Source organism: Bradyrhizobium sp. BR 1432, from assembly GCF_051547705.1.
Taxonomy (GTDB): Bacteria; Pseudomonadota; Alphaproteobacteria; order Rhizobiales; family Xanthobacteraceae; genus Bradyrhizobium; species Bradyrhizobium zhanjiangense.
The window spans coordinates 6976382-7001417 of sequence record NZ_JBPUGF010000003.1 but is presented as its reverse complement, the minus strand read 5'-3'; the positions used below and the strand labels follow the sequence as shown (position 1 = coordinate 7001417).

Genomic DNA, 25036 nt, shown 5'->3' with positions numbered 1-25036 from the left:
CCAATTTTATCCTCGTTAGTAACACTAACTTGGGTGTCAGAATCTGTCACATTAGTCATTGGACTTTTCAGAAATAATTTCGGCCCCTCATTGTTGTTCTTCCTGCGACAGGCGTTCTCGCTGTCGCGTCAACAACGGAGGATTCTTCGATGAGCAACAAGTTGTTTGGTTACCTCATCGCAGGTGCGCTCGCCTCCGCGCTCGCCATTGCCTCGCCGGCCCTCGCCCAGCGCGGCGGTGGTGGCGGTGGCGGGCATGGCATCGGCGGCGGTGGCGGCTTCGGTGGCGGGCATGCTATCGGCGGCGGTGGCGGCTTCGGTGGCGGGCGTGCTATCGGCGGCGGCGGCGGCTTCGGTGGTGGGCGTGCTATCGGTGGTGGCTTCGGCGGCGCCCGCTTCGGCGGCGCGGGCCTAGGCCCGCGCACCGGACCCATGATAGGCCCGCATTTCGGCGGCGCCCGCTTCGCGGGTACGGGCCTAGGCCCGCGCACCGGACCCATGATCGGTCCGCATTTCGGCGGCGCCCGCTTCTTTGCGTCGCGTGCTGCGTTCACGCCTCGCTTCCATCACCGCTTCTTCCATCATCGCTTCCACCGCTTTGCGTTCATCGGCGTGCCTTTCGCCTACGCCGCCTATAACTATGACGATTGCTGGCGCAGAGTGTGGACGCGATATGGACTGCAGTGGATCAACGTCTGCTACGACTACGGCTACTAAACGCTGGCGAACCCACATCATTGTGATGATCGCCACTGGGTACTTTCTGGCGCAGAGAAGCTGAATAGGCTGGGGCGATCGTCGGAGAACGGCCATGACGGGTGGCTACCGCCGCATTCTGGTCGTCGAGGATGATCCGGAAACCGCCGGTGAGCTCAAGGACCAGCTCACGATCAGCGGATACCAGGTGGATTTGGCTTCCAGCGGCAGCGAAGCGCTGAGCCACGGTGCGGCACACAACTATGCCGTGATCACGATCGACCGCATGCTTCCCGACATCGATGGCATTGCGGTGATGTGCCAGTTGCGCGACGGTGGCGTTGCCGCGCCCTTCCTGATCATCAGCGCGCTCGGAGAAGTCGACGACAAGGTTCGTGGCTTGCGGGCCGGCGGCGACGACTATCTGGTCAAGCCTTTCTCCTTCCTCGAGCTGTTGGCGCGACTGGAAGCGCTTGGCCGGCGCAGCGACGCCATCGCCGAGGAGGCGATCCTGCGCGTCGGCGATCTCACAATCGACCTGATCTCGCGGACCGTCAGCCGGCGCGGCAAGGAGATTCTCCTTCTGCCCAAGGAATTCCAGATTCTGGAATATCTGGTGCGCAACGAAGACCGCATCGTGTCGCGGGCGATGGTGCTGCAGCACGTCTGGGATCTTCATTTGGATCCATCGAATATCATTGATGTCTATGTCGGACGGTTGCGCCGCAAGGTGGACGACCAGCAAGCCTATCCGCTGATCCAGTACGATTCGCGGTGTCGGATACTGTCTCCGTGCTCCTAGCTAAGACGCTCAGCTCAACAACTTTCAGGCAGGCGCTGATCGCGATCGGCGAGAGATTGAGGTCCGGGTGCCTCCACCCCTGCTCGCCAGCGCCAACGAGCTGATCGAATAGAACGTAGTTTGCTGCGATGCATGAGTTCGGAAGTGGCCCCTTAGCTGAGATCGCTGCGGCTAGGCTTGAAGTCAGCTTGTGACCTGCGAGCAGACTTCGTCTAGCCCGTAGGATGGTTTTGAACGCTTGCGAAACCACGCCGTGGCGCCATTCCAGTTCTGGGCCTGCGCCGGTGTCGTTGCCGCCCATGTCAATGTCGCCAGGGACAGCGCCAGCGCGGCCAATGACGTGATGCTGAGTCGACCGCGTTTCGCGCTTCGGCTCAGAGCCCTCGCTTCTTGCGACATTCCCAGTGCCCCTCTTGGCCGGGCACCGAGCGTCGCAAACGACATCTCACCAGCCTTCCACGAACGCGAGCAATGCGGGCAATTAGCATCAGCCCGGGTTGCATCCCCCTCAGCAATGGAACCACCATCACTGCGGGCGGGAACTTGTCAATGTTTCTCACCGGTAACCGACCGGAAATTTAGCTGACGACGCTCAGGTGAGACAGTCGGGCGCAAAATCTGCAAGTATCTGCACAGCTCGCTTTGCTCCGACGCGAACAGGCGGCGGATGCGCTCCAGGATCGTGGTAGGGCTCATGAGAAGGTCGGCTCAGTTCGCTGAGTGATGGAGGGGAGGAAGCGATCGATCCGGTGCCGTCGCAAACCGGTTAGCAACCTGTGCTTCCGAATTGCGTTCTAGTCCGCTGAATACAGCCCAGATGTATCATTTGATCGAACCGGTGCGATTTTGGCGGCCGCATGGATAAAGCCCACGACGTGCTGATCCGGAACCTGTGGGAGCACACCGCGCTGGCGGAGGAGGATGTCGCCGAAATCCGGGCGCTCACCTTCACGGTTCGTGACTTTGCGCCGAACGAGGATTTCATCCGTCAAGGCGACGAATCTGAACATTCGGCGCTGGTCGTCTCCGGCATGGTCACCCGCTACCATCTGCTCGGCAACGGGCGGCGGCAATATCTCGCGTTCCATCTCACCGGCGATCTTCCGGACGCGCAGGGCCTGTTCATCGATGAGATGGATCATGGGCTGAGCGCGCTGGGACCGGTTTCGGTCGCCTTCATCCCGCATCGCGAGTTGTTCGCCGCCTTCCGACGGCGGCCCACTTTCGGGTTTGCCGTCTGGCGCGAGACGCTGCTCGATGCCGCGATCTTTCGCGAGGCCATCACCAACAACAGCGCCCGTCCCATGCAGGCGCGCATGGCGCACCTGTTCTGCGAGCTGTTCTATCGCGCCCGCGCCGCGCAGCTGGTCCGCGGCAATCGCTGCCGGATGCCGATCAGCCTGGCCCAGCTTGGCGAGACGCTGGGCATGGCGATTGCGACCGTGAACCGAACGCTTGCCGATCTCAGGCGGAGCGAAGCCATGGATCTGCGCGACGGTGAGCTGATCGTGCTGAAATGGCGCGAATTGCAGCGGCTCGGGGATTTCAGTCCGGCGTATCTGCACCTGAAGCGTCAATCGGCATCGTGACGGCGTGTGCGCCAGTGCGAGGTCCAGCTCGAGCTGGGGAACAACTCTCTCCCGGGCACGTCATTCATGAAACGAGGGAGATGCCCATGAAAGCTCTCATCGCAGCGATCGCGTTTGCCGCCATGACCGGGTCCGCGATTGCCCAGAATACTGGGCCCGCTCCGCAGAGCGGCATGGAAAGGCCGGAGAACACCAACGGTGCCACGGAGAAGGGGGCGATGGACACCACCGGCATGAATGCAAATCAGGCAAAGCGGCCCGGCATGAAGGATATGTCCAAGGGAGAGAACAGGACCGACGGCAAGAAAAAATAACGGTGCCGGCGGCGTGGCCAACGCCATCCAAGGCGCCAGTCTTGCAATTGTATCACCTGTCTCACTCGCGCGCGCAGCAATCGACCAGCGCGCGCCAGATGCGTTCGATCTGTAATGTCCTTTGACGTTCGAAGACGGCATCGTCCTCCGCACGAGGCGGCGTTGCGGTCCGCGTGTCGCGCGGCTCAATCCAGCGCTCCGAGATGGGATCGTACCATCGGCCGGGAGTCGTCACGTCCAACACCTTCATCGTCTACCCCATGCGCCTGTTGCTGGTGTTCTGGGTGAGGTTGCCATGCGCGGCCTGCTCACGAATGTTCTGCTTCTCGTCGTCGCGGCGACCCTTGGTGGTGTCGACGGGAACTGACGGCGCGCTGCCGGCGCCCTTGGGACTCCGGTTCTGCTCGGGAACGGGGCGCACCGTTTTCGTCAACGGCTTCGTCATGCGCATCGACTCCATCGTTGCCTGATGTGAGATCAACGCAATGAACGTTCGCGACGTTCCAAATGGTGCCGTTACGTTCTAAAGCATTTTAAACGCGATAGAACTCTGTTCTCGGCCGGAGAACTACGGGCATCTGGCGCCGGCTGCGCGTGGCGGTCCGTTCAGGAGTGAACACATCTGCGACGGCGATCGGCGCCGCAGTCGCCGAGCGAAGACCATTGTCCGAGCCGTGCTTCTATCCAAGCCGTGCTTTGCGTTCGTCCGGGGCGCAGCTTCGCGCGGCGTGCTCGCGGTAGCGGGCGATCGCCCTGTTGGCGAGCATCAACGGCCGGCGCTCGCCGGTCTTGAGCTGCGCCTCGATGGCATCGAGGATGACGTTTGCGGACTCATCCGGCGGACCGAGCTCGCCGCTCTTCTCCAGGAAGCTCCAGGCAATGAAGAATGCGTTCTCGACGGTGCAGCGAATGGTCATGCGCTGCAAACGCCGTGCAGCCGCGCCCGTTCCGCGCGCCGGGTCGTGTCCCGGACCAATACGTGTCAGCGGAACCCCGGCTTACGTTGGATTTCGGTTGATCGCGCCATGGACGCGACGGCGACGGCGGTGGTTACGCCGGCGCTTGATTCGCGGATTTCAGCGCATCTCAGTTCTTGAGCACGATGCGACCGACCACCTTGCCGGCGCGCAACTCATCGATCCATTTCTGGACGTCGCCCATCGGCTCCTCGCGCATCGGCGTCGGCTTGATCTTGCCGGCGCGTGCCAGCGCCATCAGCTCCTGGGCTTCCGCGAGGGTGCCGACCATGAAGCCCTCGATGGTCATGCGCTTGTAGACCCATTGCACCATCGGCAGCGTGAACTGGCCGCCCATCAGGCCGGAGACCACAATCTTGCCGCCGCGTGCGGCGACCGCGACGGCAAACGCCATCGACTTCTCGTTGCCGGCGAAATCGACGATCTCGTCGAAGCCGCCCTCGGTCTCCTTGAGGATGCGCTTGATCACGTCAGGCTCGGCCGGATCGTAGGCGCTCGCGGCGCCGTTCTTCAGCGCGGTCTCGCGCGCGGCCGGTGAGAGGTCGGCGACCGTAATCGGCTGCTTGAACATCGCCTGCGCGAACGACAGGCCCATCATGCCGACGCCGCCGAGCCCGATCAGCAGGAGGTTGCGCTGGCGCGGACGGTCGACCAGACGCTTGAGCGCGCCGTAGGCGGTCACGCCGGAGCACATCAAGGTCGCGGCCTGGTTGACGGGCAGGGGATCGTAATCGAGCAGATATTTGGCGTCGGGCACCAGCACATGGGTGGCGAAGCCGCCGTCGATGGAGACGCCGAGAAAGCGCTGCTTGACGCAGAGATTCTCGTCGCCGTTCTGGCAGTCGCGGCACTGGCCGCAGCCGATCCACGGAAACACCGCCTTCTTCGCGCCGACGAGTCCGGCGGGAACGTCGGGGCCGACTTCATCGACGACGCCGGCGATCTCATGGCCGAGCGTGAAGGGCAGTGTCATGCCGCGCGTGGTGTCGAGCTTCTTGCCGCCTCCGAGATCGGCGTAGCCGTCCTGGATGTGCAGGTCGGAGTGGCAGAGGCCGCAGCGCTCGATGCGCACCAGGACCTCGCGACCTTGCGGCTTGGGCGTGTCGACGATGGTCTCGCACAACGGCGCGTCGAACTTGACCAGGGACTGCCTGCGCATCAGCGCCATATTCTTTCCTCCGAAATTATCTCATTGTTTGAGCATGATCTGTTTCGGAAAACCGCTTCACACTTTGCGCTAGCGCGGCCCTCCGGGTCCGGATCATGCTGCTTCGCTTCGTATATTGGCCAATTCACAGGCCATGGCAACAAAGCCCGCAATCGGAATGGTCTCCGCGCGACGGGTCGCATCGACGCCGGCAGCCTGTGCGAGCCGCGCGGGATCGACGCCCAGCGATTTCAGGCTTTGCCTCAGCATCTTGCGGCGCTGGCCGAAAGCTGCGGCTGCGACCTGCTCGAGCAGCCTGCGATCGCAGGCCAGAGGTTCTGCACGCGGCTTCAGCCGCACCACGGAGGAGGTGACCTTCGGCGGCGGCACGAAGGCGGAGGGCGAAATGTCGAACAGGATCTTGGTCTCGCAGCGCCAGTTGGCGAGCACGCCGAGCCGGCCATAGGCCTCCTCGTCCTCATGCGCGACGATGCGCTCGCCGACCTCGCGCTGGAACATCAGCACCATCATCTCGTACCAGGGCGGCCAGGGCTCGATCGTGAGCCAATTGATCAGGAGCTGGGTCGCGATGTTGTAGGGCAGGTTGGCGACGATCTTTGCTCTTTCGCCATCGAGCAGCGGACGCGGGTCGAAGGTCATGGCATCGCCATGCACGATCTCGAGCCGGCCGGGATAACGCGCGGCGATATCCCGTAGCGCCGGGATCGCGCGATCGTCATGCTCGATGGCGATGACGCGCCTCGCGCCGAGCGCGAGCAAAGCGCGCGTCAGCCCGCCCGGGCCGGGCCCGATCTCGACGATGGTGGCATCCTCGAGCGGCGCGGCGGCGCGCGCGATGCGCGCGGTGAGATTGAGGTCGAGCAGAAAGTTCTGGCCCAGCGATTTGCGGGCCGACAGCGCATGCTGGCGGATGACCTCGCGCAGCGGCGGGAGGTCGTCGATCGCGCTCATCAGCGGTCTTCAGCCGCCATGCGGCTGGCGAGCCGAAGCGCGGCGATCAGGCTCGCCGGATTGGCCTTGCCGGTGCCGGCGATGTCGAAGGCGGTGCCGTGATCGGGCGAGGTGCGGATGAAGGGCAGGCCGAGCGTGACGTTGACGGCGTCATCGAAAGCGACCGTCTTGATCGGGATCAGCGCCTGGTCGTGATACATGCAGACCGCGCAGTCATAGGTCTGTCGCGCAGCCTCGTGGAACATGGTGTCGGCAGGCAGCGGGCCCTTGGCCTCGATGCCGTCGTTGCGCAGCGCTTTCAGCGCCGGCGCGATGATGGTCTGCTCCTCGTGGCCGAGCGAGCCGTCCTCGCCGGCATGCGGATTGAGGCCGGAGACCGCGATGCGCGGCGCCGTGATGCCGAAGCGGGATTTGAGTTCGGTCGCGACGATGCGAACGGTCGAGACGATCAGCTCGCTCGTGAGCTGGGCCAGCGCCTCGCGCAGCGAGACGTGAATGGTCACCGGCACCACGGCGAGCTGCGGCGACCACAGCATCATCACCGGCTGCGGGACGTGGCCGTCCGTCGCGGCGAGCTCGGCGAGGTATTCGGTGTGGCCGGGATGACGGAAGCCTGCGCGGTAGAGCACGCTCTTGGCGATGGGATTGGTGACGACGGCGCCGGCGCGGCCCTCGCGCACATCAGCGACCGCCTGGCGGATCGAGGCGAGCGCGGCCGGTGCGCTCGATGCGTCAGGCTTGCGGGGCTCGGCCGTGGCATGCTCGCCGGTGGCAACCACGGGCAGGGCCTCGGTGAAGGCGGCCTCGGCCTCGCCGGGGCTCACCGCGGCGATCCTGATGTCGGCGCCGAGCGCCTTGGCGCGCCGGGCGATCAGCGCCTCGTCGCCGAGCAGGTAGAAGGCGGGCAGGTTCAGCTCACGGCGCCTGAGCCAGGCTGCGATGGTGATGTCGGGGCCGATGCCGGCCGGCTCTCCCAGGGTCAGGGCGAGGGGTTTTGCCGGGCGCGCTGCGGAAGGCTCGGCCATCAGCGGTTGCGATATTCGATCATCGCCGCCTTGCGGAGCTCTTCGAGATAGGCCTTCTGGGTCTTCTCGTACTTCTCCTGATACATCTTCTCGCGGACCTCGCGTTTCTTCGGCGTGTCGATCATGGTCGGCTTGCGCGAGCACAGCACCACCATCTCGATGCCGGCCTTGGTCACTTCGGGCGCGGTCAGATGGCCGATCGGCGTGTCGTCGAGCACCTTGCGCAGCGCCTCGGGTAATTCCGCGGTGGTCTTGGTGACGCTGTCGCGGATGGTGGCGTTCGGCGTCGAGCGGAACAGCGAGTTGGCTTCCTCGCAGCTTCCGACGCGCGCGCGATAGCTGTCGGCTTCCTTCTTGCGTGTTTCAAGGAACGCCGGGGACGAGCCGCGCGGCACGATCAGCACGATCGGCTGCATCTTGTATTCGGTGCCCTCGATCTGGAGCTTCTCGCCGCTCTGCGCCTGCACGGCCTGGGCGACGTCACGCTCGCCGACGAGCAGCTTCTCCTTGTAGCGGCCGCGTACGAGGCTGGTCCAGACCATCTCGGACTTCATGCGGGCCTTCAGCGTCTCGGGGCGCACGCCCTTGGATTCGAGCGACTTGGTGAGCTGGTCCGGCGTGATGCGCATGCGCTGCGCCATGCCCTCATAGGATTGGTTGATGTCGGAGACGCCGGGATCGACCCCGTACTTCTTGCCTTCCTTCATCTTCACCTTGTCGTCGATCAGCTCGTTGATGACCTGCTCGCGGCTCGGCGCCTTCTGCGTCGTGAGCTGGTCGAGCTTCGAGCGCTGCTCGATGTCGAAATCGGTGATCGGATCGCCGTTGACCATGACGACGATGTTCTGCGCCCGCGCCGGCGCACCGACCAGGAACAGGGCGGCGAGGACGAGAAGGGGGCGGAAGATCGGCAACGGAATCGTCATGGTTATCGCTCGCATGTCAGCTGCGTCGAGCCTGTGGTGAGGCAAGCGCGGCCAGCACTTCAAACCGCTCACTGGAGGCCCGAGGAACCGCTGGTCGTCGACGAGGTCGCCAGCGTGCGCAGGCCGATCTGGAACATGAACGCGTGGCTCAGCACGGGCGGTGCACTGCCCGCGGAATAGCTATAGGAAGTTACATAGTTCGCCGCCAGCACGAAGCAATCGTCGACATAGCCGGCGCCGAGCACATACTGGTTGATCTTGTTGGCCTCCAGATCCCAGCGGGCCGAGCCCGACACCACCCAGTTGGAGGCGACCTTCAGCGAGCCTGTCGTCAGGATGCCCTCGCGGCGGGTCAGATAGCCGAGTTCCGGCTGCGCTGCGTAATTGCCGTACAGCACGGCGACCGACCAGCGATTGAAATTGGCGCGGCCTTCCGCCTCGAAACGCTGGACGTTCCAGGTCTGCTCGTCCATGCGGGAGCGGACGCTGAATGTGTAAGTGCTGTTGGGCGAGTAGCTCGCGCTCGTGACGTAATCGGAACGCGGCTTGTCGAGACCGGAATTGAGGCCGGTATTGATGGTGTCCTGGACCGCGAAGGAGTTCAGGCCGAACAGGTGGTAGGACTGGCCGAACAGCACCTTGACGGCGCCGCCCTTGTCGAACTGCGTGGTGGACTGCACGCCGACATTGGCGCGGCCGCCGCCCTCGACGCGGTCGTAGCCGGAGAACTTGTCGACGCTGAACAGGTTCGATGCGTCGAACACCATGCTCTGGGCGTCCTCGTTCGGGAGCTTGCCGGCATAGGTCTCGTTCGGCCGGATGATGATCTGCGCGATCGGCTCGACGGTGGTCGAGCCCCAGGGCTGAATGTTGATGAAGGGATAGCGGTATTCCAGGCCAACGGTCGGCATCAGGCGCAACGCCTGGGTGTCGCCGACGGGCAGGAAGTTCGACACGCCCGGCTGGTTGGAGACCGAGGAATCGATCGCGTCGGCACGCAGGCTGGCGAACGGCGTCCAGATCTGGCCGAACGGATCGGTGAAGGACTTGCGCCACTGCGCTTCCGCGGTGAGGCGGGTGTAGGTGCCGGGGAAGCCGCGCAGCAGGCACTGCGAAGGCAGACGGGCCAGCGGATCGGCCGACGCCGTCGTGCACAGGCTGTTGGTGTTGGCGGTCGTCGTGATCGGATCGAACACCGCCCCGTCACGCGACAGGTTCACGAAATTGGTCTTGTAGCTGAACTCGCCGCCGAAGACGGGATAGTTGAGCACGTTCGAGTAGTCGATCACCGGATAGACGATCGGCACATGGCTCTGGTTGCCCGAATAGCTCAGCCAGTACATCGTGCGCGCATCGAAGAAGCTGCGATTGCCGACACCGGTCAGATAGAGTTGCGACAGCGCTTCCGTCGGCAGCAGCCAGGAACGAGCCGAGCGGATCGCGGTACTGATAGAGCCGATAGTCCGAGAAGAAATAGTAGTCGGACATCAGGACGCCGTCCCAACCCCAGACCCATTTGTCGTTCAGCGCGAACTGACCCTTGGTGTCGACGGCGCCGCGGAATTGGCGGTCACCGGGCTGCCCGGCGAACGCTCCCGGATCGAGCTGGTCGATGCCATAAGCGCGGATCTGGTAGGCGCCGTCGATCAGGCGCTGCCGGAATTCGCCCTGCAGCATCACGCCTTGCCGCGACATGAAGCGGGGCGTGATGGTTGCGTCCATGTCGGGCGCGATCGCCCAATAATAGGGAATTTCGGCGCCAAAGCCGGTGTTCGTCGTGCCCGGGAAATAGCCCGGCATCAGGAAGCCGGACTTGCGCTTCACGGTCGGGTCGGGCGTCGAGAAATAGGGCATGTAGGCGAGCGGCACGCCGAAGAATTCGAGCTGTGCCGTCTCGAAATACAGCATCTTCTCCTGCTGGTCGTGGATGATGCGCGCACCCTTGACCTGCCACAGCGGCGGCTTCTTCGGATCGTCCTTACACGGCGCGCAGGCGGTGTAGACGCCGTTCTCGAACACCGTGTAATTGCCGCTGGAGCGGTCGGCGCGGCTCGCGGCCATGCGGGTCTGATCGGCGGTATCCACGCGCAGCGAATCGACGAAGCCGTCGCGGTAATCGTCGGAGAGATCCATGATCTCGGCATAGGTGATCTTGCCGTCGGCATCCGTCATGCGGATGTTGCCTTCGGCATGAAGCCGCTTGGTCTTCTGGTCGTAGATGACCCTGTCGGCCTCGACGCTGGTGCCGTTGTAGAACAGCTGGACGTTACCGACCGCGGAGACGCGCGAGTTGTTGTAGTCGTAGTCGACCTCGGTCGCCTGCACCAGCATCTGGTTGTCGTTCGGAGCCCTCTGCGGCTTCGGACGCGGCGGCAGCGGATTATAGGTGTATTGGGCGGAGGCGGGCACCACTGCGGCAACGTCGATCAGCGCGCCGAGCGAGGCGGCAGCAGCGACAGCGAGCAGAAGCCTGCGGACGGACCAGCCGCATCCGTTCGCGCGCACCAATGTGCGCCGCGTCGAACGAGACACGAGCCCTCGGTGGACGGCAGTCACTATCCGTCCTCCTGATAGAGCAAGGCCAAAAAGCCGGTGAGGCCGCCCACCACAACGGGCAACCACGCCGCAGCGATCGGATGCATCAACTCAGCCTTGCTCAAGTCCTCAGTTACTTTCGACAGGACGTAGAGCAGAAAGCCCGCGCCCACGCCACTCAAAACCATCTTCTGCACGCCGCCCATCCGGAAGAAGCGCAACGACACGGAGGCCGCCAGCATCACCATGGCCGCCAGCAAAAACGGCTGTGCCAGAAGCTTCTGATACTGGAGTCGGTATCCTGCTGTCGCGAAGCCCGAGCTTTCGGATGAGCGGATGTAGCTCGGTAGTTGCCAAAAGGACACAGTCTCGGGTGTGGAAAAGCTGTTGCGGACCTGCGCCTCGGTCAGCGTCGTCGGGATCTCGAGGCGAGCCTGATCGACCGGCGGGGAGTCCGGCGAGAAGCGTCGGACGTCCTTGAACAGCCAATGGCCGGCCTCCAGCGTCGCCTCGCGCGCCTCGATGCGTTCCTTGAAGTGCTGCTCTGTGTCAAACCGGAACAGCGTGAGACCGGTGAGCCGGATGCCCTGCTGCTCGCTGCGCGCGGCATTGATGATGGTCTGGCCGTCGCTGGTCACCTGATTGAGCCAGAAGCCGGACGCATCCTGGATGCCGCCGCCGGGCGCCGAGCCGAACAGCTCCGCCTCCATGCGCTTGGAGAGTTCGCGCAAATTGGCCGACATCGGATTGTAGGCGACGGTGGCGATCACCCCGATCAGCAGCGCGCTGCCGAGCGCCGGCGAGATGAATTGCCAGGCCGAGATGCCGGCGGCGCGCGCGACCACGAGCTCGAGCCGGCGGGAGAGCGCGAGATAGCAGGTCATGGCGCCGATCAGCATGCAGAACGGCGTCAGCTTCTCCAGCAGTTGCGGCACCCGGAATAGCGAGGTCTCGGCCACCATGATCGCCGAGGCGGATGCGAGGCCAGAGGTCTTGCGCACCATTTCGATGTAGTCGACCAGCACCAGCAGCAGGAAGATACTGGCGAACACGCCGAGCGCGGCCACCACGAAGCGGCCGGCGAAATAGCGCCCGAGTGTGTTGGTGAGCATGCTCATGCGGTGGCCGGCCGTCCGAACAGCCGCGCGATCCGCGCGTTCGATCTGTTGATGGCCTCCATCAGGCCGGGCGGCTCGACCACGACGCCGCCTATGATCATCCAGAGCCCGACGCCGATGGCGCCCACGACCATCGCGTATTGCACCAGCACCGGGCCCGGCGATTTCACCGCCATCACCGAGCAGGCGAAGCCGGCCATGCGCAGGCCGAACACCGCGAGGATCGAGGAGCCGATCGAGAAATTGCGGCTCTGGCGGGTGGTGCGGGGCGCACCCAGGAACGCGAAGGTCAGCACGGCAAAGGCGAACGGATAGATCGGCGCCAAGATGCTGTCGTGCAGGGCCGAGCGGAACTGGCCGGGAATCTGCTTGTAGACGGGATCGTCCTCGGACGGCGAGAACAGCTCCCAGAGATAACGTTCGCGGATGCCGAGGGTGACGTCGCGGCCCTGGCCCGAGAATTTCGACATGTCGAAGCCGTAACGGCCGAACGCCACCAGCGCCGGATCGCGCTTGCCGGCTTCGAAGCGCTGGAGATTGCCCGTCTCCAGCACCAGGAACGATCCGGTGTCGTTCTTCACGACCTCGCCATGCTCGGCGACGATCGAGACGCGCTCGTTCGGATCGCGGCGGTCGTCGATGAAGATGCCGGCGAGGATGCCGCCGGGCTGGCGCTCGCGAATCCGGATCGTCAGATTCTTGTCGAGCTGGGCGAAGCGGCCGGGCTGAAGGATGTTGGTGAGCACGTCGGCGGTAATCTCGGCGTCCCACTGCTTGATCCGCCGCATGCCGTCGGGGGCGAGATAGGCCGCGATGAAGGCGACCAGCAGCGCCACCACGCAGGTGGCGTAGAAGAACGGATAGAACAGACGGAATGGCGAGAAGCCCGCCGCATTCATCACGATGATCTCGGAGTCGGTCGCCAGCTTGTTCAGCGTGTGCGAGATCGCGATCATCAACGCGATCGGCGAGATGATCAGGACCAGGGCCGGGATGACGAGGCTGGTGATGCCGAGGAAGGTGAGGATGGTCTGACCCTGGCTCGTCATCAGGTCGATGCCGCGCAACGCCTGCGTAATCCAGATCACGCCGGTGAGGCTGACCAGGACCAGCGCAAACGACGCCAGCGTCGTGCGGAAGATATACCTATCGATCGACCCCATGCGCTACTGCACGAATCCCACCAAGACCCCAATGCCGGCGGGAATCTGGCTGCCCGCCCAATCCCGCAACGGGATCCCCAAGGGACGGCCAGCCATCGGTTCCGCCAGCTTACTCTCTCTACCATCCCTTTGATCCGTCAACAAAATGGCTGCCCCATGGCACCCTCAACATATGGTTAATATTTCGCTCGTTGTGGCCCGCCGGCCACGGGGGTGCTTGGCATCTGGCGGGCCGCTGGCCCATAGTACGGAAACCTCAGTGAATCGCAGTTCAGCTCCGGCCCGCGGCCGGGATCGCCGGGCGGCGAAAAGCCTCATGTTTTGGAGAAGTTACCCATGTCCGATGCCATCAAGGTCGGCTTTGTCCCGTTGTCTGCCGCGCCCCGTGGCATCCTGGTCGTGTTCTGCGACAACGGTCTGAAGCTCGGCCCGGCAACGGCCAAGGCGCTCGGCGGCGCCGCGGACCTGGTGAAGAGGGCGGCCTCCGCCACCGCCTTCAAGGGCAAAAGCGGGGCCGCACTGGACATCCTGGCGCCGGAGGGGGTGAAGGCCACTCGCCTGATCGTGATTGGCGCCGGCAAGTCGGCCAGCCTGAAGGCGAACGATTTCCTCAAATTCGGCGGCGTGGCAGCGAGCAAGCTTCCGGCCGGGACCGCCGCCATGACCATGATGGCGGAACTGCCCGACGGCGCCATGACGAGCGAGCAGGCGGTCGCGGTCGCCGCGGGCCTGCGGCTGCGCGCCTATAAGTTCGACCGCTACAAGACCAAGAAGAAGGACGGTGAGGAGGGCGGCTCACGTGCCGATGTCTCGTTTGCGGTCGGCGATGTCACCGCTGCGAAAAAGGCCTTCGCCGCGGCCGGCCACGTCGTCGACGGCGTCGTCATCGCGCGCGACCTCGTCAACGAGCCGCCGAACGTGCTTTTCCCCGAGGAATTCGCGCGCCGTGCCGGCCAACTCCGCAAGCTCGGCGTCAAGGTCGAGGTGCTCGACGTCAAGGCGATGCAGAAGCTCGGCATGGGCGCGCTGCTCGGCGTCGGCCAGGGCTCGATGCGGCCGAGCCGCACCGTGATCATGCGCTGGGACGGGGCCAAGAAGGGCGAGGCGCCCGTCGCCTTCGTCGGCAAGGGCGTCTGCTTCGACACCGGCGGCATTTCGATCAAGCCGGCCGGCAGCATGGAGGACATGAAGGGCGACATGGGGGGAGCGGCCTGTGTCGTCGGCCTGATGCACGCGCTGGCAGCGCGTAAAGCCAAAGTCAACGTGGTCGGCGCCATCGGCCTCGTCGAGAACATGCCCGACGGCAATGCGCAGCGGCCGGGCGACATCGTCACCTCGATGTCGGGCCAGACCATCGAGATCATCAACACCGACGCCGAGGGCCGCCTCGTGCTCGCCGACGTGCTCTGGTACGTGGCGAAGAAGGTGAAGCCGAAATTCATGGTGGACCTGGCGACGCTGACCGGCGCCATCATGGTCGCGCTAGGCACCGAGCATGCCGGCATGTTCTCCAACAATGACGAGCTCGCCGACCGGCTGATCACGGCCGGCATCGAGAGCGGGAGAAGGTCTGGCGCATGCCGCTCGGCCCCGAATACGACAAGCTGATCGATTCCCAGTTCGCCGACATGAAGAACACCGGTGGCCGTCACGGCGGCTCGATCACCGCGGCGCAGTTCCTCCAGCGCTTCGTCGACGGTGTGCCCTGGGCGCATCTCGATATCGCCGGCACCGCCATGGGCGCGCCAAAGTCCGATATCAACCAGAGCTGGGGAAGCGGCTATGGCGTCCGTCTCCTGGATCGCCTGGTGGCAGATCATTACGAGCGCAAATGACCGAAGTGCTGTTCTACCATCTGCAAAACATGACGGTGGAGAACGTGTTGCCGCCGCTTCTCGAGAAATCGCTCGAGCGCGGCTGGCGCGTCGTGGTGCAGTCGACCTCGGAAGAGCGCGCCGATGCGCTGGACGCGCATTTGTGGACCTATCGCGACGATTCGTTCCTGCCGCACGCGACATGGCGCGTGAACGATGCCGCCGACCAGCCGATCGTGCTGGCGATCGAGGCGGACAATCCGAACGGCGCCAATGTGCGATTCCTGGTCGACAGCGCCGCGCTGCCGCAGGACGCGGAGGGCTATGAACGCATGGTGCTATTGTTCAACGGCGATGATCCCGACGCGCTTGCGCTCGCGCGCAGCGCCTGGACGGATTGCAAGGCGCGGGGATTTGATGTCACCTATTGGCAGGCCGACGAGCGGGGCCGGTGGCAGAAGCGGAATTAGCGCCGTTCGCAATTAATGATAATTTGCACTTTTCGAACGATGCTGGCTTCGGCCACCTTCGTGCCGCAAAGGGATGTTGGGACAATCGTTTAGGGCTGGTCCTTCACGCGGGGAATGAGTTTATCGTGCGACATCAAAAGCTTCCCGGCTCGCTCATGATTGCGTTGGCCGCCGTAGCACCGCTGGTCGCGGGCTGCTCGGGCGCGAGCGATCTGCTGTCGAAGGACGCAGAATGGTTCCAGAAGCCCGGCCGTCTCTTCATCAAGAATATCTCGATCGAGTCGCCGCCACTCACGCCTGACAAACCGGTGGGAGCCGAGGATCTCGTCAGCGCCGACGGCGCCTGTCCCGGCATGGCGCCGCCGCCCGGTCCGGCCGATGCCAATGCATCGACGACGTCGCCGGCGCCGATGGGCGGCACGGTCGCGCTCGGCCACACCGAATGCGACGTGGTGCGCGGCATCGGCGCGCCTTCGTCCGTCAACCTCTCCAACGACGCCATCGGCCGCCGCGTCGCCGTCGTGACCTGGACGACCGGTCCGCGCGCCGGCATCTACACGTTCACGGCCGGACGTCTGTCCTCGATCGAGGGCAATCCTGAGCCGCAGGTCGTGCCGAAGGCCACCAAGCCGAAGGCGAAGAAGAAGCCGGCGTAAGCGTAACGCTTGCCGTTGAGGTCGCGTGCCCCGGACGCCGCGCAGCACCATAGTGATGCGCTGCTGAGCCGGGGCCCAGAACTCGTGGCACGCTCGGTCCCGGCTCTGCGCAGCAGTGCAAAGAGTGCAGCCGCGCGTCCGAGACACGAGAGTGCATTGGAGCATGATCCGGAAAGGTGTGAAGCGGTTTTCCGTCTCAAGACGCAGCTCCTTTAGATCTGACGGCCGCTCTTCGCGATATGCTGCCAAAACGCCTCCGCGGCCTGCGCCAGACGAAGCTTCGGCCGGAACACGTGGATCTCGATCGGCACGAACCATTCCGCCCCGCCTGCTGCGACGATCTCGCCCGAGGCGAGCTGATCGCTGATCAGGCTTTCCGGCAGCCAGGCCATGCCGCGGCCGGCCTGGACCATCGTCACCAGCAGCTTTGCGAGATGAGAGGTAAAGGTTGTGCGCAGATGCGCGTCCAACGGCGACGTCACGCGCACGGCTTCGAGAATTCGTCCCATGCCAGATTCAGGACGGAAGCTCAGGAAGGGGACCGGCGCGGCTTTCGTTCCCGGGAGCTTGAAGCGGGGCTTGCGGCTTCGACTTGAAACCGGCACCGATGCCGGAATCAGCCTGTCGTCTCCGACATGCAGCGAGCGGAAATGCGACGGCGCCAGCGCCGTGGTCGCTGCCGGGTGGTAATGACAGAGCAGGAAGTGCGCATCGCCCGCGAGCAAGATCCGCTCACAGGCCTCCATGTGGTTGGCGACCAGCTGCACGTTCGGAACGAACGCCAGCTTGGTCTCGATCCCGCGCAGCCAGTCCGGAAAGAAGGTCAGCGATAGCGCGTTGGTCGAGGCGAACTTCAGCACGTCGGAGGCGCCGCGAGCCCGTTCCTGGGCGTCGAGCCGGCCGGCCGCAAGCCGGCGCAGAACGTCCTCGGCCGTCTCGCGAAAGCCTTCGCCGGCCGCCGTGAGATTGACGCTGTGCGTCGTGCGGTCCAGCAGCGGCGCCCCGGTCCACACTTCCAGCGCCTGGATCCTGCGGCTCAGCGCCGGCTGCGAGCAGTTCCGCTGCTCGGCCGCTCGCGAGAAGCTGCGTGTGGTCGCCACCGCGATGAAATCGTGCAGCCAGTTGATCTCCATCGCACGGCCTCCTGATGTTCAAGACATTGCTTATGCATGACTTGCATAACGATATCAGAACACGACATTGGATTTCCAGTGTCGTGGGCGTCACGGTGCAGCAAGTCTTCTCTGGGAGGAAAGCGCGATGGCCGCGCGCACGCTGTACGACAAGCTGGTCGACGCTCATGTCGTCCGCAATCTCGATGATAGCGGTCTCGTGTTGCTCTATGTGGACCGCACCGTGCTCAACGAATACACCAGTCCTCAAGCCTTCGCCGGGCTGCGCGCGGCTGGGCGCAAGGTCTGGAATCCGAAGGCCGCGCTGATGGTCGTCGACCACGTCAACCCGACCGCGGCTCAGCGCACCCGCGCGATGCCGGACCGAGGCGCGGCGCGGCAGGTCGATTACTTCGCCGAGAACGCCAGGGATTTCGGCATCGAATATTTTGACATCCTCGACCCCCGGCAGGGCATCGAGCATGTTGTTGCTCCCGAGCAGGGGCTCGTCATGCCAGGCATGGTGATCGCGGCCGGCGACAGTCACAGCACCGCCTATGGCGCGTTCGGTGCTCTCGGCTACGGCATCGGAACATCCGACATCGAGCACTATCTCGCGACGTCGACCGTACGCTATCGCCGCCTCAAGACGATGCGCATCCACCTGACGGGGGAGGCGCCGCTCGGCGTGACGCCCAAGGACATTGTGATGGAGGTGATCCGGCGGATAGGTGCCGACGGTGCGACCGGATATGCCGTGGAGTTCAGCGGCCCCGTCGTCTCCAACATGAGCGTCGAGGGCAGGATCGTGATCTCGATCATGATCGTCGAGGCGGGTGCGCGCGGCGTCGTGATCGCGCCGGATCAAAAGGTGCTGGATTATCTGAAGGGACGTCCGCGCGCGCCGAAGGGCGAGATGTGGGAGCGGGCGGCCAGGAGCTGGCTGATCCTGGCATCGGATCCCGACGCTCGGTTCGATCGCGAGATCGCGCTCGAGGTTTCCGAAGTCGCGCCGCTCGTGACCTGGGGCACCAGTCCCGACCAGGCGATCGCCGTCACTGAGACCATTCCCGATCCTGGACAGCAGGCTGCGCCCGAGCGCGAGGCGGCCGCAAGGCGCGCCCTGGACTATATGGGCCTCTCGCCTGGACTGCCCATTCAATCCGTTCCGATCGACTTCGCTTTCATCGGATCCTGCACGAACGCGCGGATCGAGGATCTGCGCGATGCGGCCGAGATCTTCCGCGGCCGCCGGGTCGCCGATGGCGTGCGTGCGATCGTGGTGCCGGGCTCGACCCAGGTCAGGGCCCAGGCCGAGGCGGAGGGCCTCGCAAAGATGTTCACCGAGGCCGGCGTCGAATGGCGGCAGTCCGGCTGCTCGATGTGCCTTGCGATGAACGACGATGTGCTCAGGCCCGGCGAGCGGTGCGCGTCCTCGACCAACCGCAATTTTGAAGGCCGCCAGGGACCGGGCGCGCGCACGCACCTGATGAGCCCGGCCATGGTGGCGGCGGCAGCCGTCACCGGACGCATCACGGATGTGCGTTCTCTCTTGGCAGGAGCACGCCAATGATTCCGTTCGGTCAGGTCACGGGCGTGGCTGCGCCCATGATGGCGCCCAATGTCGACACCGACGTCATCATGCCAAAAATGTTCCTCAAGGGCGTGGACCGCAGCGGCTTGGGCGAGGGCGCCTTCAACCTACTGCGCTTCAGCGGCGGTAAGCCCAACGCTGACTTCATCCTCAATCGGGAAGGCTATCGCGACGCCAACTTTCTCGTCGTCGGCCCGAATTTCGGCTGCGGGTCGAGCCGCGAGCACGCGGTCTGGGGGCTGCAGCAGCTCGGCATTCGCGCGCTGATCGGCACCAGCTTCGCCGGCATCTTCAACGACAATTGCGCCAACAACGGTCTGCTGACGATCTCGCTCGATGCCGATGTGGTGGCGGAACTCGCCCGCGTCGTGGCCGACAGCTCGCGCAATGACGTCACGATCGACCTTGCTGCGCAATCGATCCGGTTCGATCGCGGTCGCCGCTCGATCGGGTTCGACATCGAGCCGGACAGGAAAGAGGCCTTCTTGACCGGCCGCGATTTCATCGCCTCCACGCTCGTCTTCGCCGACGACATATGCGCCTTCGAGGCGCGGCATCGGGCGGAGAACCCCTGGATCGTCTGACCTGCACGACCTTGCGCGGCTCGAATCCGCGCGCCAACGACAAAACGACAAACAGCGGAGGAAGCTTTGGTAGACACAACATATCGCCCGGCCGAAGCGCCTGGCGCCGTTGCTGCAACACATCTAGCCCGTCTCAAGGTCGGCCCGTTGCCGATCGGCATCTACGTCGCGGCCGCGCTCGTCTGCGCCGCCGCTGTCTATTCCGGCAAGCTGCCGAACGACGTGATCGGCGGCCTTTCGGTCCTGATGCTGCTCGGCTTCCTGCTGGGCAAGCTCGGTCAGACCATTCCGGTGCTGAAGCAGATCGGCGGCACCGCGATCCTGTGTCTATTCGTGCCGTCGGCCCTGGTGAGCTACGGCCTGATGCCAGAAGCCGCCTTGAAGGCGATCACGACCACGTTCCGAACCGCCAACTTTCAGTATTTCTTCATCGCCTGCCTTGTCGCAGGCTCGATCCTCGGCATGCCCTATCGGGTCCTGGTTCAGGGCTTCGTTCGCATGTTCGTTCCGCTCGTGATCGGCACGATCGCGGCCGTCACCGCCGGCATCGCCGTCGGGCTTCTGTTCGGCCACACCCCGAAGGACACGTTCTTCTTTGTCATCATCCCCATCGTCGGCGGCGGTCTTGCGGAAGGTGTCCTGCCGCTGTCCATCGCTTATTCCGAGATGTTGCATCGGTCGCAAGCCGAGCTTGTGGCGCAGATGGTGCCGGCTGCGCTGCTCGGCAACGTCGTCGCGATCGTCAGCGCGGGCCTGCTGGCGCGCCTTGGCGAGATGCGGGCCGACCTCAATGGCAGAGGGATGCTGGTCAAAACCGGAGACGACGACATTCTCGGCGAAGCGCGGCCGGACCTGCCGATCGATCTCGGACTGCTCGGTGCCGGCATGGTGCTGTCGTGCGGCTTGTTCGTGCTCGGCATGATTTTGGCGCCGCTCACCGGCATCCCCGGGCCGATCATGATGATCATCGCCGCAGTGGCATTGAAGCTGACCAGGTTACTACCGGCCGAGATGGAGCTCGGCGCTTATCAGATCAACAAGTTCATGTCGACCAACCTTACTTTCGCGATCCTGGTGGCGATGGGGACATTGCTGGTCTCATGGCAGCAGCTCGTTGCCTCCTTCAATCCAGGCTACATCATGATCTGCACGACCACGGTGCTGGCGATGATCGTGTCAGGTTTCTTCGTCGGCAAGTGGCTGAACATGTATCCAGTGGAGGCGGCGATCGTGACCGCCTGCCACTCGGGCCTCGGGGGCACCGGCGACGTCGCCATTCTTGGCGCCGCGGATCGCATGGGCCTGATGGCGTTCGCCCAGATCGCCACCCGCGTCGGCGGCGCGATCATGATCGTGATCGCGACACTCTTGATGAAATCGCTGTCCTGATACGGGCCGCGGCCTTCGCGCAGGACGAATGTTCCAGGGGAAATCTCAATGCTCGAATTCGAACAGATTGAATCATGCTCCGATCGATCAGAGACCGGGTTGACGCGCCGCCATCTGATGTCGATCGCGTTGACAACCGGTGCCCTCGGTTCGGCCATATTGGCGCCGGGTGCTTTCGCTCAGGAGAATAATACCGTGACGACCAGCGCGCTGCAAAAGTTGCTACCGGGGTTTCGACAGAAGCGCCTCAAGACCAGCGGGGCCGAGATCAACGCGCTCGTGAAGGGCGAGGGGCCGCCGCTGCTGTTGCTGCACGGACACCCGCAGACATTGGCGTGCTGGCACAAGATCGCCCCCAAGCTCGCGGAGCGCTTTACCGTGGTGCTGACCGATCTGCGCGGCTACGGCGACTCGAGCAAGCCCGACGGCGGCAAGGACAGTATCGCATATTCCAAGCGGGAGATGGCGCGGGATCAGGTCGAAGTGATGCGCGCGCTCGGTTTTGACCGCTTCCAGGCTGTCGGCCACGATCGCGGCGGGCGTGTTCTGCATCGCCTGATGCTTGATCATCCGGACACCGTCTCCAGGGCGGTCCTGCTCGACATCGCGCCAACCGCGACGATGTACGCCAAGGTGAACAAGGAGTTCGCTACGCGATATATGTGGTGGTTCTTTCTGATTCAGCCGGCGCCGCTTCCGGAAACCTTGATCGGCAACAATCTCGAATTCTATCTGCAGACCCATATCAACAAGCAGAACAAGACGCCGGGCGCCATCGACCCGGTTGCACTCGAAGAGTATCGCCGGTGCTACACCCGCGAGACGCTGCATGCCGTCTGCGAGGATTATCGCGCCGCTGCCGGCATCGACCTGATCCACGATGAGGCGGATTCCGACAAGAGAATCGGTTGCCCGCTGCTCGTGCTGTGGGGCGGCAAGGGAGTTGTCGGGTCGAGCTACGACGTCCTCGACACATGGCGCGCCAAGGCCAAGGACGTGCGAGGCGGAAGCCTGCCTTGCGGCCATTATCTGCCGGAAGAGGCACCTGAGTTGCTCCTCGAGCAGCTCAATGCCTTCTTGGCGTAACGACGGCGAGGCGTCTCGACAGCGGTCTCCAGGATCGCTCGCCGGTCTATCTCACGCTCATGATGCTGGGTGGCTCGCTGCCCGGCGAGACCTCTGAGTGCCGCTTTCTCGGAGGCGCTGATCCTCCTCAGGGAGGTGCTTGCGGGTCGAAAGCCTGCCGGCATTTGGCTAAGACCAGGGTGCGTAAATACCGGTACTGTGCATGGGGTTGTTTTGCCGGTTTTGATGCAGCCAATCGCGTCGGGAGGGTCAACCCGCCGCTTCGTCGAACTGCGTACTCGCCTCGAGCCACTGTTCCTCCGCCCGCGCCAGTGCGTCCGCCGCATTGGCGCGCGCCTTTGACAGTTGCGCGGCCTGCTTGGGATCGCGGGTGAAGATGTCGGGCAGGGCGAGGGCCGTGTCGATCTTCGTGATGATCTCGCCGACGCGGGCGATCTCGGCTTCGGCTTCCGCGATGCGCTTCTTCAGCGAGCCGCGATTGTCCGACTTCGGGCGCTGCGGCTTTTCGTTTGCGGGACTGCGCTCGCGCGGCGCTTCGGCGTTGCGCGCGGACAGCACCAGGCGGCGGTACTCGTCGAGGTCGCCGTCGTAATTGGTCACGGTGCGATCGGCGACGATCCAGAGCCGTTCGGCGCAGGCCTCGATCAGGTAGCGGTCATGCGAGACCATGATCACAGCGCCGGGAAATTCGTTGATCGCCTCCGCAAGCGCGGCGCGGCTGTCGATGTCGAGATGGTTGGTCGGCTCGTCCAAAATGATCATGTTGGGGCCGAAGAAGGTCGCAAGGCCCAATAGCAGCCTAGCCTTCTCGCCGCCCGACAGTTTGCCGGCCTTGGTGTCGGCGGCCTTGCCGGAGAAACCGATCGCGCCGGCGCGGGCCCGCACCTTGGCTTCGGGCGCATCGCCCATCAGCTTGCGCACGTGATCGTAGGCGGAAGCGTCCTCGTTGAGCTCGTCGAGCTGATGCTGGGCGAAATAGGCGATCGACAGTTTGTCCGCGCGGGTCACTCTGCCGGAGAACGACGCGAGGCGTCCGGCCAGCAGCTTGACCAGCGTCGACTTGCCGTTGCCGTTGGCGCCGAGTAGCGCGATGCGGTCGTCATTGTCGATGCGCAGGGTGACGCGGTTCAGCACAGGCGTTGCCGGATCGTAGCCGACCGAAGCGTTGTCGACGGCGATGATCGGCGGCGACAGGATTTTTTCCGGTGCCGGAAAGCTGATCTCGCGCACGTCCTCGGTGACCAGCGCGGTGATCGGCTTCAGCCGCTCCAGCATCTTGACCCGGGACTGCGCCTGGCGCGCCTTGGAGGCCTTGGCCTTGAAGCGATCGACGAAGGCTTGCAGCCGCGCGCGTTCGGCCTCCTGGCGCTTGACCTGCTTGGCATCGAGCAATTCGCGCGCGGCGCGCTGCTCCTCGAAGGAGGAATAGGTGCCCTTGTAGAGCGTGAGCTTGCCGCGCTCCAGATGCAGGATCTGGTCGACCGAGCTTTCCAGGAGGTCGCGGTCGTGGCTGATCACGATCACCGTGCGCGGATAATGCGCGAGATGATCCTCCAGCCACAGCGTGCCTTCGAGATCGAGATAGTTGGTGGGCTCGTCGAGCAGCAACAGGTCGGGAGCTGCGAACAGCGTCGCGGCGAGCGCGACGCGCATGCGCCAGCCGCCGGAGAATTCGGCGCAGGGGCGGAGCTGATCGGCGGCGGAGAAGCCGAGGCCGGAGAGGATCGCGGCCGCGCGGCTCGGCGCCGAATGCGCGTCGATGTCGACGAGGCGGGTCTGGATCTCGGCGATCCGGTGCGGATCGATCGCGTGCTCGGCCTCGGCGAGCAGCGCGTCGCGTTCGAGGTCGGCCTGGAGCACGACGGAGATCAGGCTTTCGGGGCCGTTCGGGGCCTCTTGCGCGAGACTGCCGACGCGCCAGCGCGGCGGCAGCGTCACCAAGCCGTGCTCGGCCGCGAGCTCGCCGCGGATCACCTTGAACAGCGTCGACTTGCCGGTGCCGTTGCGCCCGACCAGGCCGACGCGCGAGCCGGGCGTGATCTGCACGGAACTCTGGTCAATCAGAAGACGTCCGGCGAGGCGGATGGAGAGATCGGTGATGGACAGCATGCGGCCTTGTCACCGCAAGGCGCGACGAACGCAACCCGTTTTTCCGTGGTTATCGCTTGCGCATGATCCTATCGGAAAACCGCTTCACACTTTTCCCGATCATGCGCCGGTCAGTGCGATTCGCGCTCGCGCTGCTTCAATTCGTTGAGCAGCTGCTCGAGGTGCGTCGGGAGGTGAGGATCGGGGCGCAGATTCTGCTGAAGCCGTTCGCCCACGGCATCGCAAATCGAGCGGCTGGTGCGCCGGTCGATCTGTACGCTGTCATTGGCAAAAGGCCCAGCCATCGCGAGGTTCCATGCTCTTAAAGTAAAGACACGGTACCAAGTCATTGCCTCCAAAATGGTTTCGCTGCTCGCGGAGAATGTCCGAAATTCTCGTCAAAGTTGTATGAATCGCCCCATATCCGCCCAAATAAGAGGCCCCGGCGGGGGAACGCCGGGGCCTCTCCTGAAGGGGTGCCTTGGGGGGCATAGGACCCCTTTTGTCAGGAAAGTGCTTTGGAAGGTGCTGTCGGGCTCAGTAGCAGCGGTTGATCAGCCGCCAGCGGGGTCCCCAGGGGTCGGGACCAGCCGGCGCACGTAGCAGCCGCCATAACCGTAGGAGACGGGGCCGCCGACATAGAAGCGCGGTCCGCCCCAGCCGTGGTGCCAGCCGCCTCCGTGCCAGCCTCCGCCGTGCCAGCCGCCATGCCAGTGAGCGGAGGCGGAGGTCGGCGCCAGCGCGGCACCGAGCGCGACCGCGGCAACGGCGGCAAGCGAAAGTTTCCTCAACATGGTGATCTCCTCCAAACTGCCGGCGCGGGCCTGTCGCGTCGATGGAAAGGCCGCCGAAACGGTCTGCCTCACAATCAGGCTTGGGTTTCGATGGGCCCGACCTTACGCCCGCGAAGCTGAACCGAACCCTGACGGGGGTTTCAGGATCGGTTCATCTGGGTGAAATCGTTGTAATCAGCTGAAATC

General features: G+C 64.3%; 21 protein-coding genes and 4 pseudogenes. 11 read left to right on the top strand and 14 right to left on the bottom strand.

The window, feature by feature from the left end:
* The first annotated feature begins 149 nt into the window (after positions 1 to 149).
* From ACSKB8_RS34060 to ACSKB8_RS34045, 4 genes and pseudogenes are all read left to right on the top strand, one after another.
* Complete coding sequence (locus ACSKB8_RS34060; protein WP_438108838.1) at positions 150 to 716, top strand: hypothetical protein; 567 nt, start codon at positions 150 to 152, stop codon at positions 714 to 716.
* A 94-nt stretch (positions 717 to 810) separates the two neighbouring features.
* Positions 811 to 1501 (top strand): annotated as a pseudogene (locus ACSKB8_RS34055) (response regulator transcription factor).
* An 853-nt stretch (positions 1502 to 2354) separates the two neighbouring features.
* Complete coding sequence (locus tag ACSKB8_RS34050) at positions 2355 to 3086, top strand: Crp/Fnr family transcriptional regulator (protein WP_438108837.1); 732 nt, start codon at positions 2355 to 2357, stop codon at positions 3084 to 3086.
* Between the two features lie 86 nt (positions 3087 to 3172).
* Positions 3173 to 3400: a hypothetical protein gene (locus tag ACSKB8_RS34045; protein ID WP_438108835.1), complete on the top strand. Its 228-nt coding sequence runs from the start codon at positions 3173 to 3175 to the stop codon at positions 3398 to 3400.
* 61 nt (positions 3401 to 3461) lie between these two features.
* Here the strand turns inward: ACSKB8_RS34045 and ACSKB8_RS34040 are convergent, their stop codons facing one another.
* The 10 genes and pseudogenes from ACSKB8_RS34040 to lptF all read right to left on the bottom strand — a co-directional run bounded on the left by ACSKB8_RS34040 (position 3462) and on the right by lptF (position 13263).
* Positions 3462 to 3650 carry a hypothetical protein gene (locus tag ACSKB8_RS34040; protein ID WP_091892838.1) on the bottom strand — a complete coding sequence of 63 codons (189 nt, stop codon included), beginning with the start codon at positions 3648 to 3650 and terminating at the stop codon, positions 3462 to 3464.
* 3 nt (positions 3651 to 3653) lie between these two features.
* The gene (locus tag ACSKB8_RS34035; protein WP_128934261.1) at positions 3654 to 3845 is read right to left on the bottom strand and encodes a hypothetical protein; all 192 of its coding nucleotides are present in this window, start codon (positions 3843 to 3845) and stop codon (positions 3654 to 3656) included.
* A 235-nt stretch (positions 3846 to 4080) separates the two neighbouring features.
* Positions 4081 to 4317 carry a hypothetical protein gene (locus ACSKB8_RS34030; protein WP_438108833.1) on the bottom strand — a complete coding sequence of 79 codons (237 nt, stop codon included), beginning with the start codon at positions 4315 to 4317 and terminating at the stop codon, positions 4081 to 4083.
* Positions 4318 to 4486: 169 nt separating this feature from the next.
* Entirely contained in the window at positions 4487 to 5545 is a 1059-nt protein-coding gene (locus ACSKB8_RS34025) for an alcohol dehydrogenase (RefSeq protein ID WP_128946987.1), read from the bottom strand.
* 93 nt (positions 5546 to 5638) lie between these two features.
* Positions 5639 to 6496, bottom strand: a complete 858-nt coding sequence (gene rsmA / locus ACSKB8_RS34020; protein WP_438108831.1) for a 16S rRNA (adenine(1518)-N(6)/adenine(1519)-N(6))-dimethyltransferase RsmA — start codon at positions 6494 to 6496, stop codon at positions 5639 to 5641.
* Positions 6496 to 7521, bottom strand: coding sequence for a 4-hydroxythreonine-4-phosphate dehydrogenase PdxA (gene pdxA / locus ACSKB8_RS34015; RefSeq protein WP_438108829.1), 1026 nt, complete (start codon positions 7519 to 7521; stop codon positions 6496 to 6498). Before pdxA ends, rsmA begins: the two co-directional genes overlap by 1 nt.
* Complete coding sequence (locus tag ACSKB8_RS34010) at positions 7521 to 8447, bottom strand: peptidylprolyl isomerase (RefSeq protein ID WP_370985416.1); 927 nt, start codon at positions 8445 to 8447, stop codon at positions 7521 to 7523. The genes pdxA and ACSKB8_RS34010 overlap by 1 nt, the downstream gene beginning before the upstream one ends.
* Before the next feature lie 68 nt (positions 8448 to 8515).
* A pseudogene (locus ACSKB8_RS34005) lies at positions 8516 to 11003 on the bottom strand (LPS-assembly protein LptD).
* Entirely contained in the window at positions 11003 to 12100 is a 1098-nt protein-coding gene (gene lptG / locus ACSKB8_RS34000; protein ID WP_438108827.1) for an LPS export ABC transporter permease LptG, read from the bottom strand. Before lptG ends, ACSKB8_RS34005 begins: the two are co-directional and overlap by 1 nt.
* Positions 12097 to 13263 carry an LPS export ABC transporter permease LptF gene (gene lptF, locus ACSKB8_RS33995; RefSeq protein WP_438108825.1) on the bottom strand — a complete coding sequence of 389 codons (1167 nt, stop codon included), beginning with the start codon at positions 13261 to 13263 and terminating at the stop codon, positions 12097 to 12099. The genes lptG and lptF overlap by 4 nt, the downstream gene beginning before the upstream one ends.
* A 336-nt stretch (positions 13264 to 13599) precedes the next feature.
* On the opposite strand from lptF, the pseudogene ACSKB8_RS33990 reads away from it, so the two are divergent.
* The 3 genes and pseudogenes from ACSKB8_RS33990 to ACSKB8_RS33980 all read left to right on the top strand — a co-directional run bounded on the left by ACSKB8_RS33990 (position 13600) and on the right by ACSKB8_RS33980 (position 16203).
* Positions 13600 to 15098 (top strand): annotated as a pseudogene (locus tag ACSKB8_RS33990) (leucyl aminopeptidase).
* Complete coding sequence (locus ACSKB8_RS33985) at positions 15095 to 15547, top strand: DNA polymerase III subunit chi (protein WP_128934251.1); 453 nt, start codon at positions 15095 to 15097, stop codon at positions 15545 to 15547. Before ACSKB8_RS33990 ends, ACSKB8_RS33985 begins: the two are co-directional and overlap by 4 nt.
* 164 nt (positions 15548 to 15711) lie before the next feature.
* On the top strand, positions 15712 to 16203 hold the full coding sequence (locus tag ACSKB8_RS33980) for a hypothetical protein (RefSeq protein ID WP_438110792.1): 492 nt from the start codon (positions 15712 to 15714) through the stop codon (positions 16201 to 16203).
* Between the two features lie 212 nt (positions 16204 to 16415).
* Here ACSKB8_RS33980 and ACSKB8_RS33975 read toward each other — a convergent pair whose 3' ends face one another.
* The gene (locus tag ACSKB8_RS33975; protein WP_438108823.1) at positions 16416 to 17336 is read right to left on the bottom strand and encodes a LysR family transcriptional regulator; all 921 of its coding nucleotides are present in this window, start codon (positions 17334 to 17336) and stop codon (positions 16416 to 16418) included.
* A gap of 127 nt (positions 17337 to 17463) precedes the next feature.
* On the opposite strand from ACSKB8_RS33975, the gene leuC reads away from it, so the two are divergent.
* The 4 genes from leuC (at position 17464) to ACSKB8_RS33955 (ending at position 21968) form a co-directional block, all read left to right on the top strand.
* A complete protein-coding gene (gene leuC, locus ACSKB8_RS33970; protein WP_438108822.1) occupies positions 17464 to 18888 on the top strand; it encodes a 3-isopropylmalate dehydratase large subunit in 1425 nt (474 codons plus the stop codon).
* Entirely contained in the window at positions 18885 to 19493 is a 609-nt protein-coding gene (leuD, locus tag ACSKB8_RS33965; protein ID WP_370985411.1) for a 3-isopropylmalate dehydratase small subunit, read from the top strand. The genes leuC and leuD overlap by 4 nt, the downstream gene beginning before the upstream one ends.
* A 66-nt stretch (positions 19494 to 19559) precedes the next feature.
* On the top strand, positions 19560 to 20882 hold the full coding sequence (locus tag ACSKB8_RS33960) for a 2-hydroxycarboxylate transporter family protein (RefSeq protein ID WP_438108820.1): 1323 nt from the start codon (positions 19560 to 19562) through the stop codon (positions 20880 to 20882).
* A gap of 195 nt (positions 20883 to 21077) precedes the next feature.
* Entirely contained in the window at positions 21078 to 21968 is an 891-nt protein-coding gene (locus tag ACSKB8_RS33955) for an alpha/beta fold hydrolase (RefSeq protein ID WP_245473800.1), read from the top strand.
* Positions 21969 to 22217: 249 nt separating this feature from the next.
* On the opposite strand, the gene ACSKB8_RS33950 is transcribed toward ACSKB8_RS33955, so the two are convergent.
* The 3 genes and pseudogenes from ACSKB8_RS33950 to ACSKB8_RS33940 all read right to left on the bottom strand — a co-directional run bounded on the left by ACSKB8_RS33950 (position 22218) and on the right by ACSKB8_RS33940 (position 24850).
* Positions 22218 to 24077 carry an ABC-F family ATP-binding cassette domain-containing protein gene (locus tag ACSKB8_RS33950; RefSeq protein WP_438108817.1) on the bottom strand — a complete coding sequence of 620 codons (1860 nt, stop codon included), beginning with the start codon at positions 24075 to 24077 and terminating at the stop codon, positions 22218 to 22220.
* 110 nt (positions 24078 to 24187) lie between these two features.
* A complete protein-coding gene (locus tag ACSKB8_RS33945; protein ID WP_164939730.1) occupies positions 24188 to 24361 on the bottom strand; it encodes a hypothetical protein in 174 nt (57 codons plus the stop codon).
* Between the two features lie 232 nt (positions 24362 to 24593).
* Positions 24594 to 24850: pseudogene (locus ACSKB8_RS33940) on the bottom strand (sulfur globule protein precursor).
* Positions 24851 to 25036: the final 186 nt, after the last annotated feature.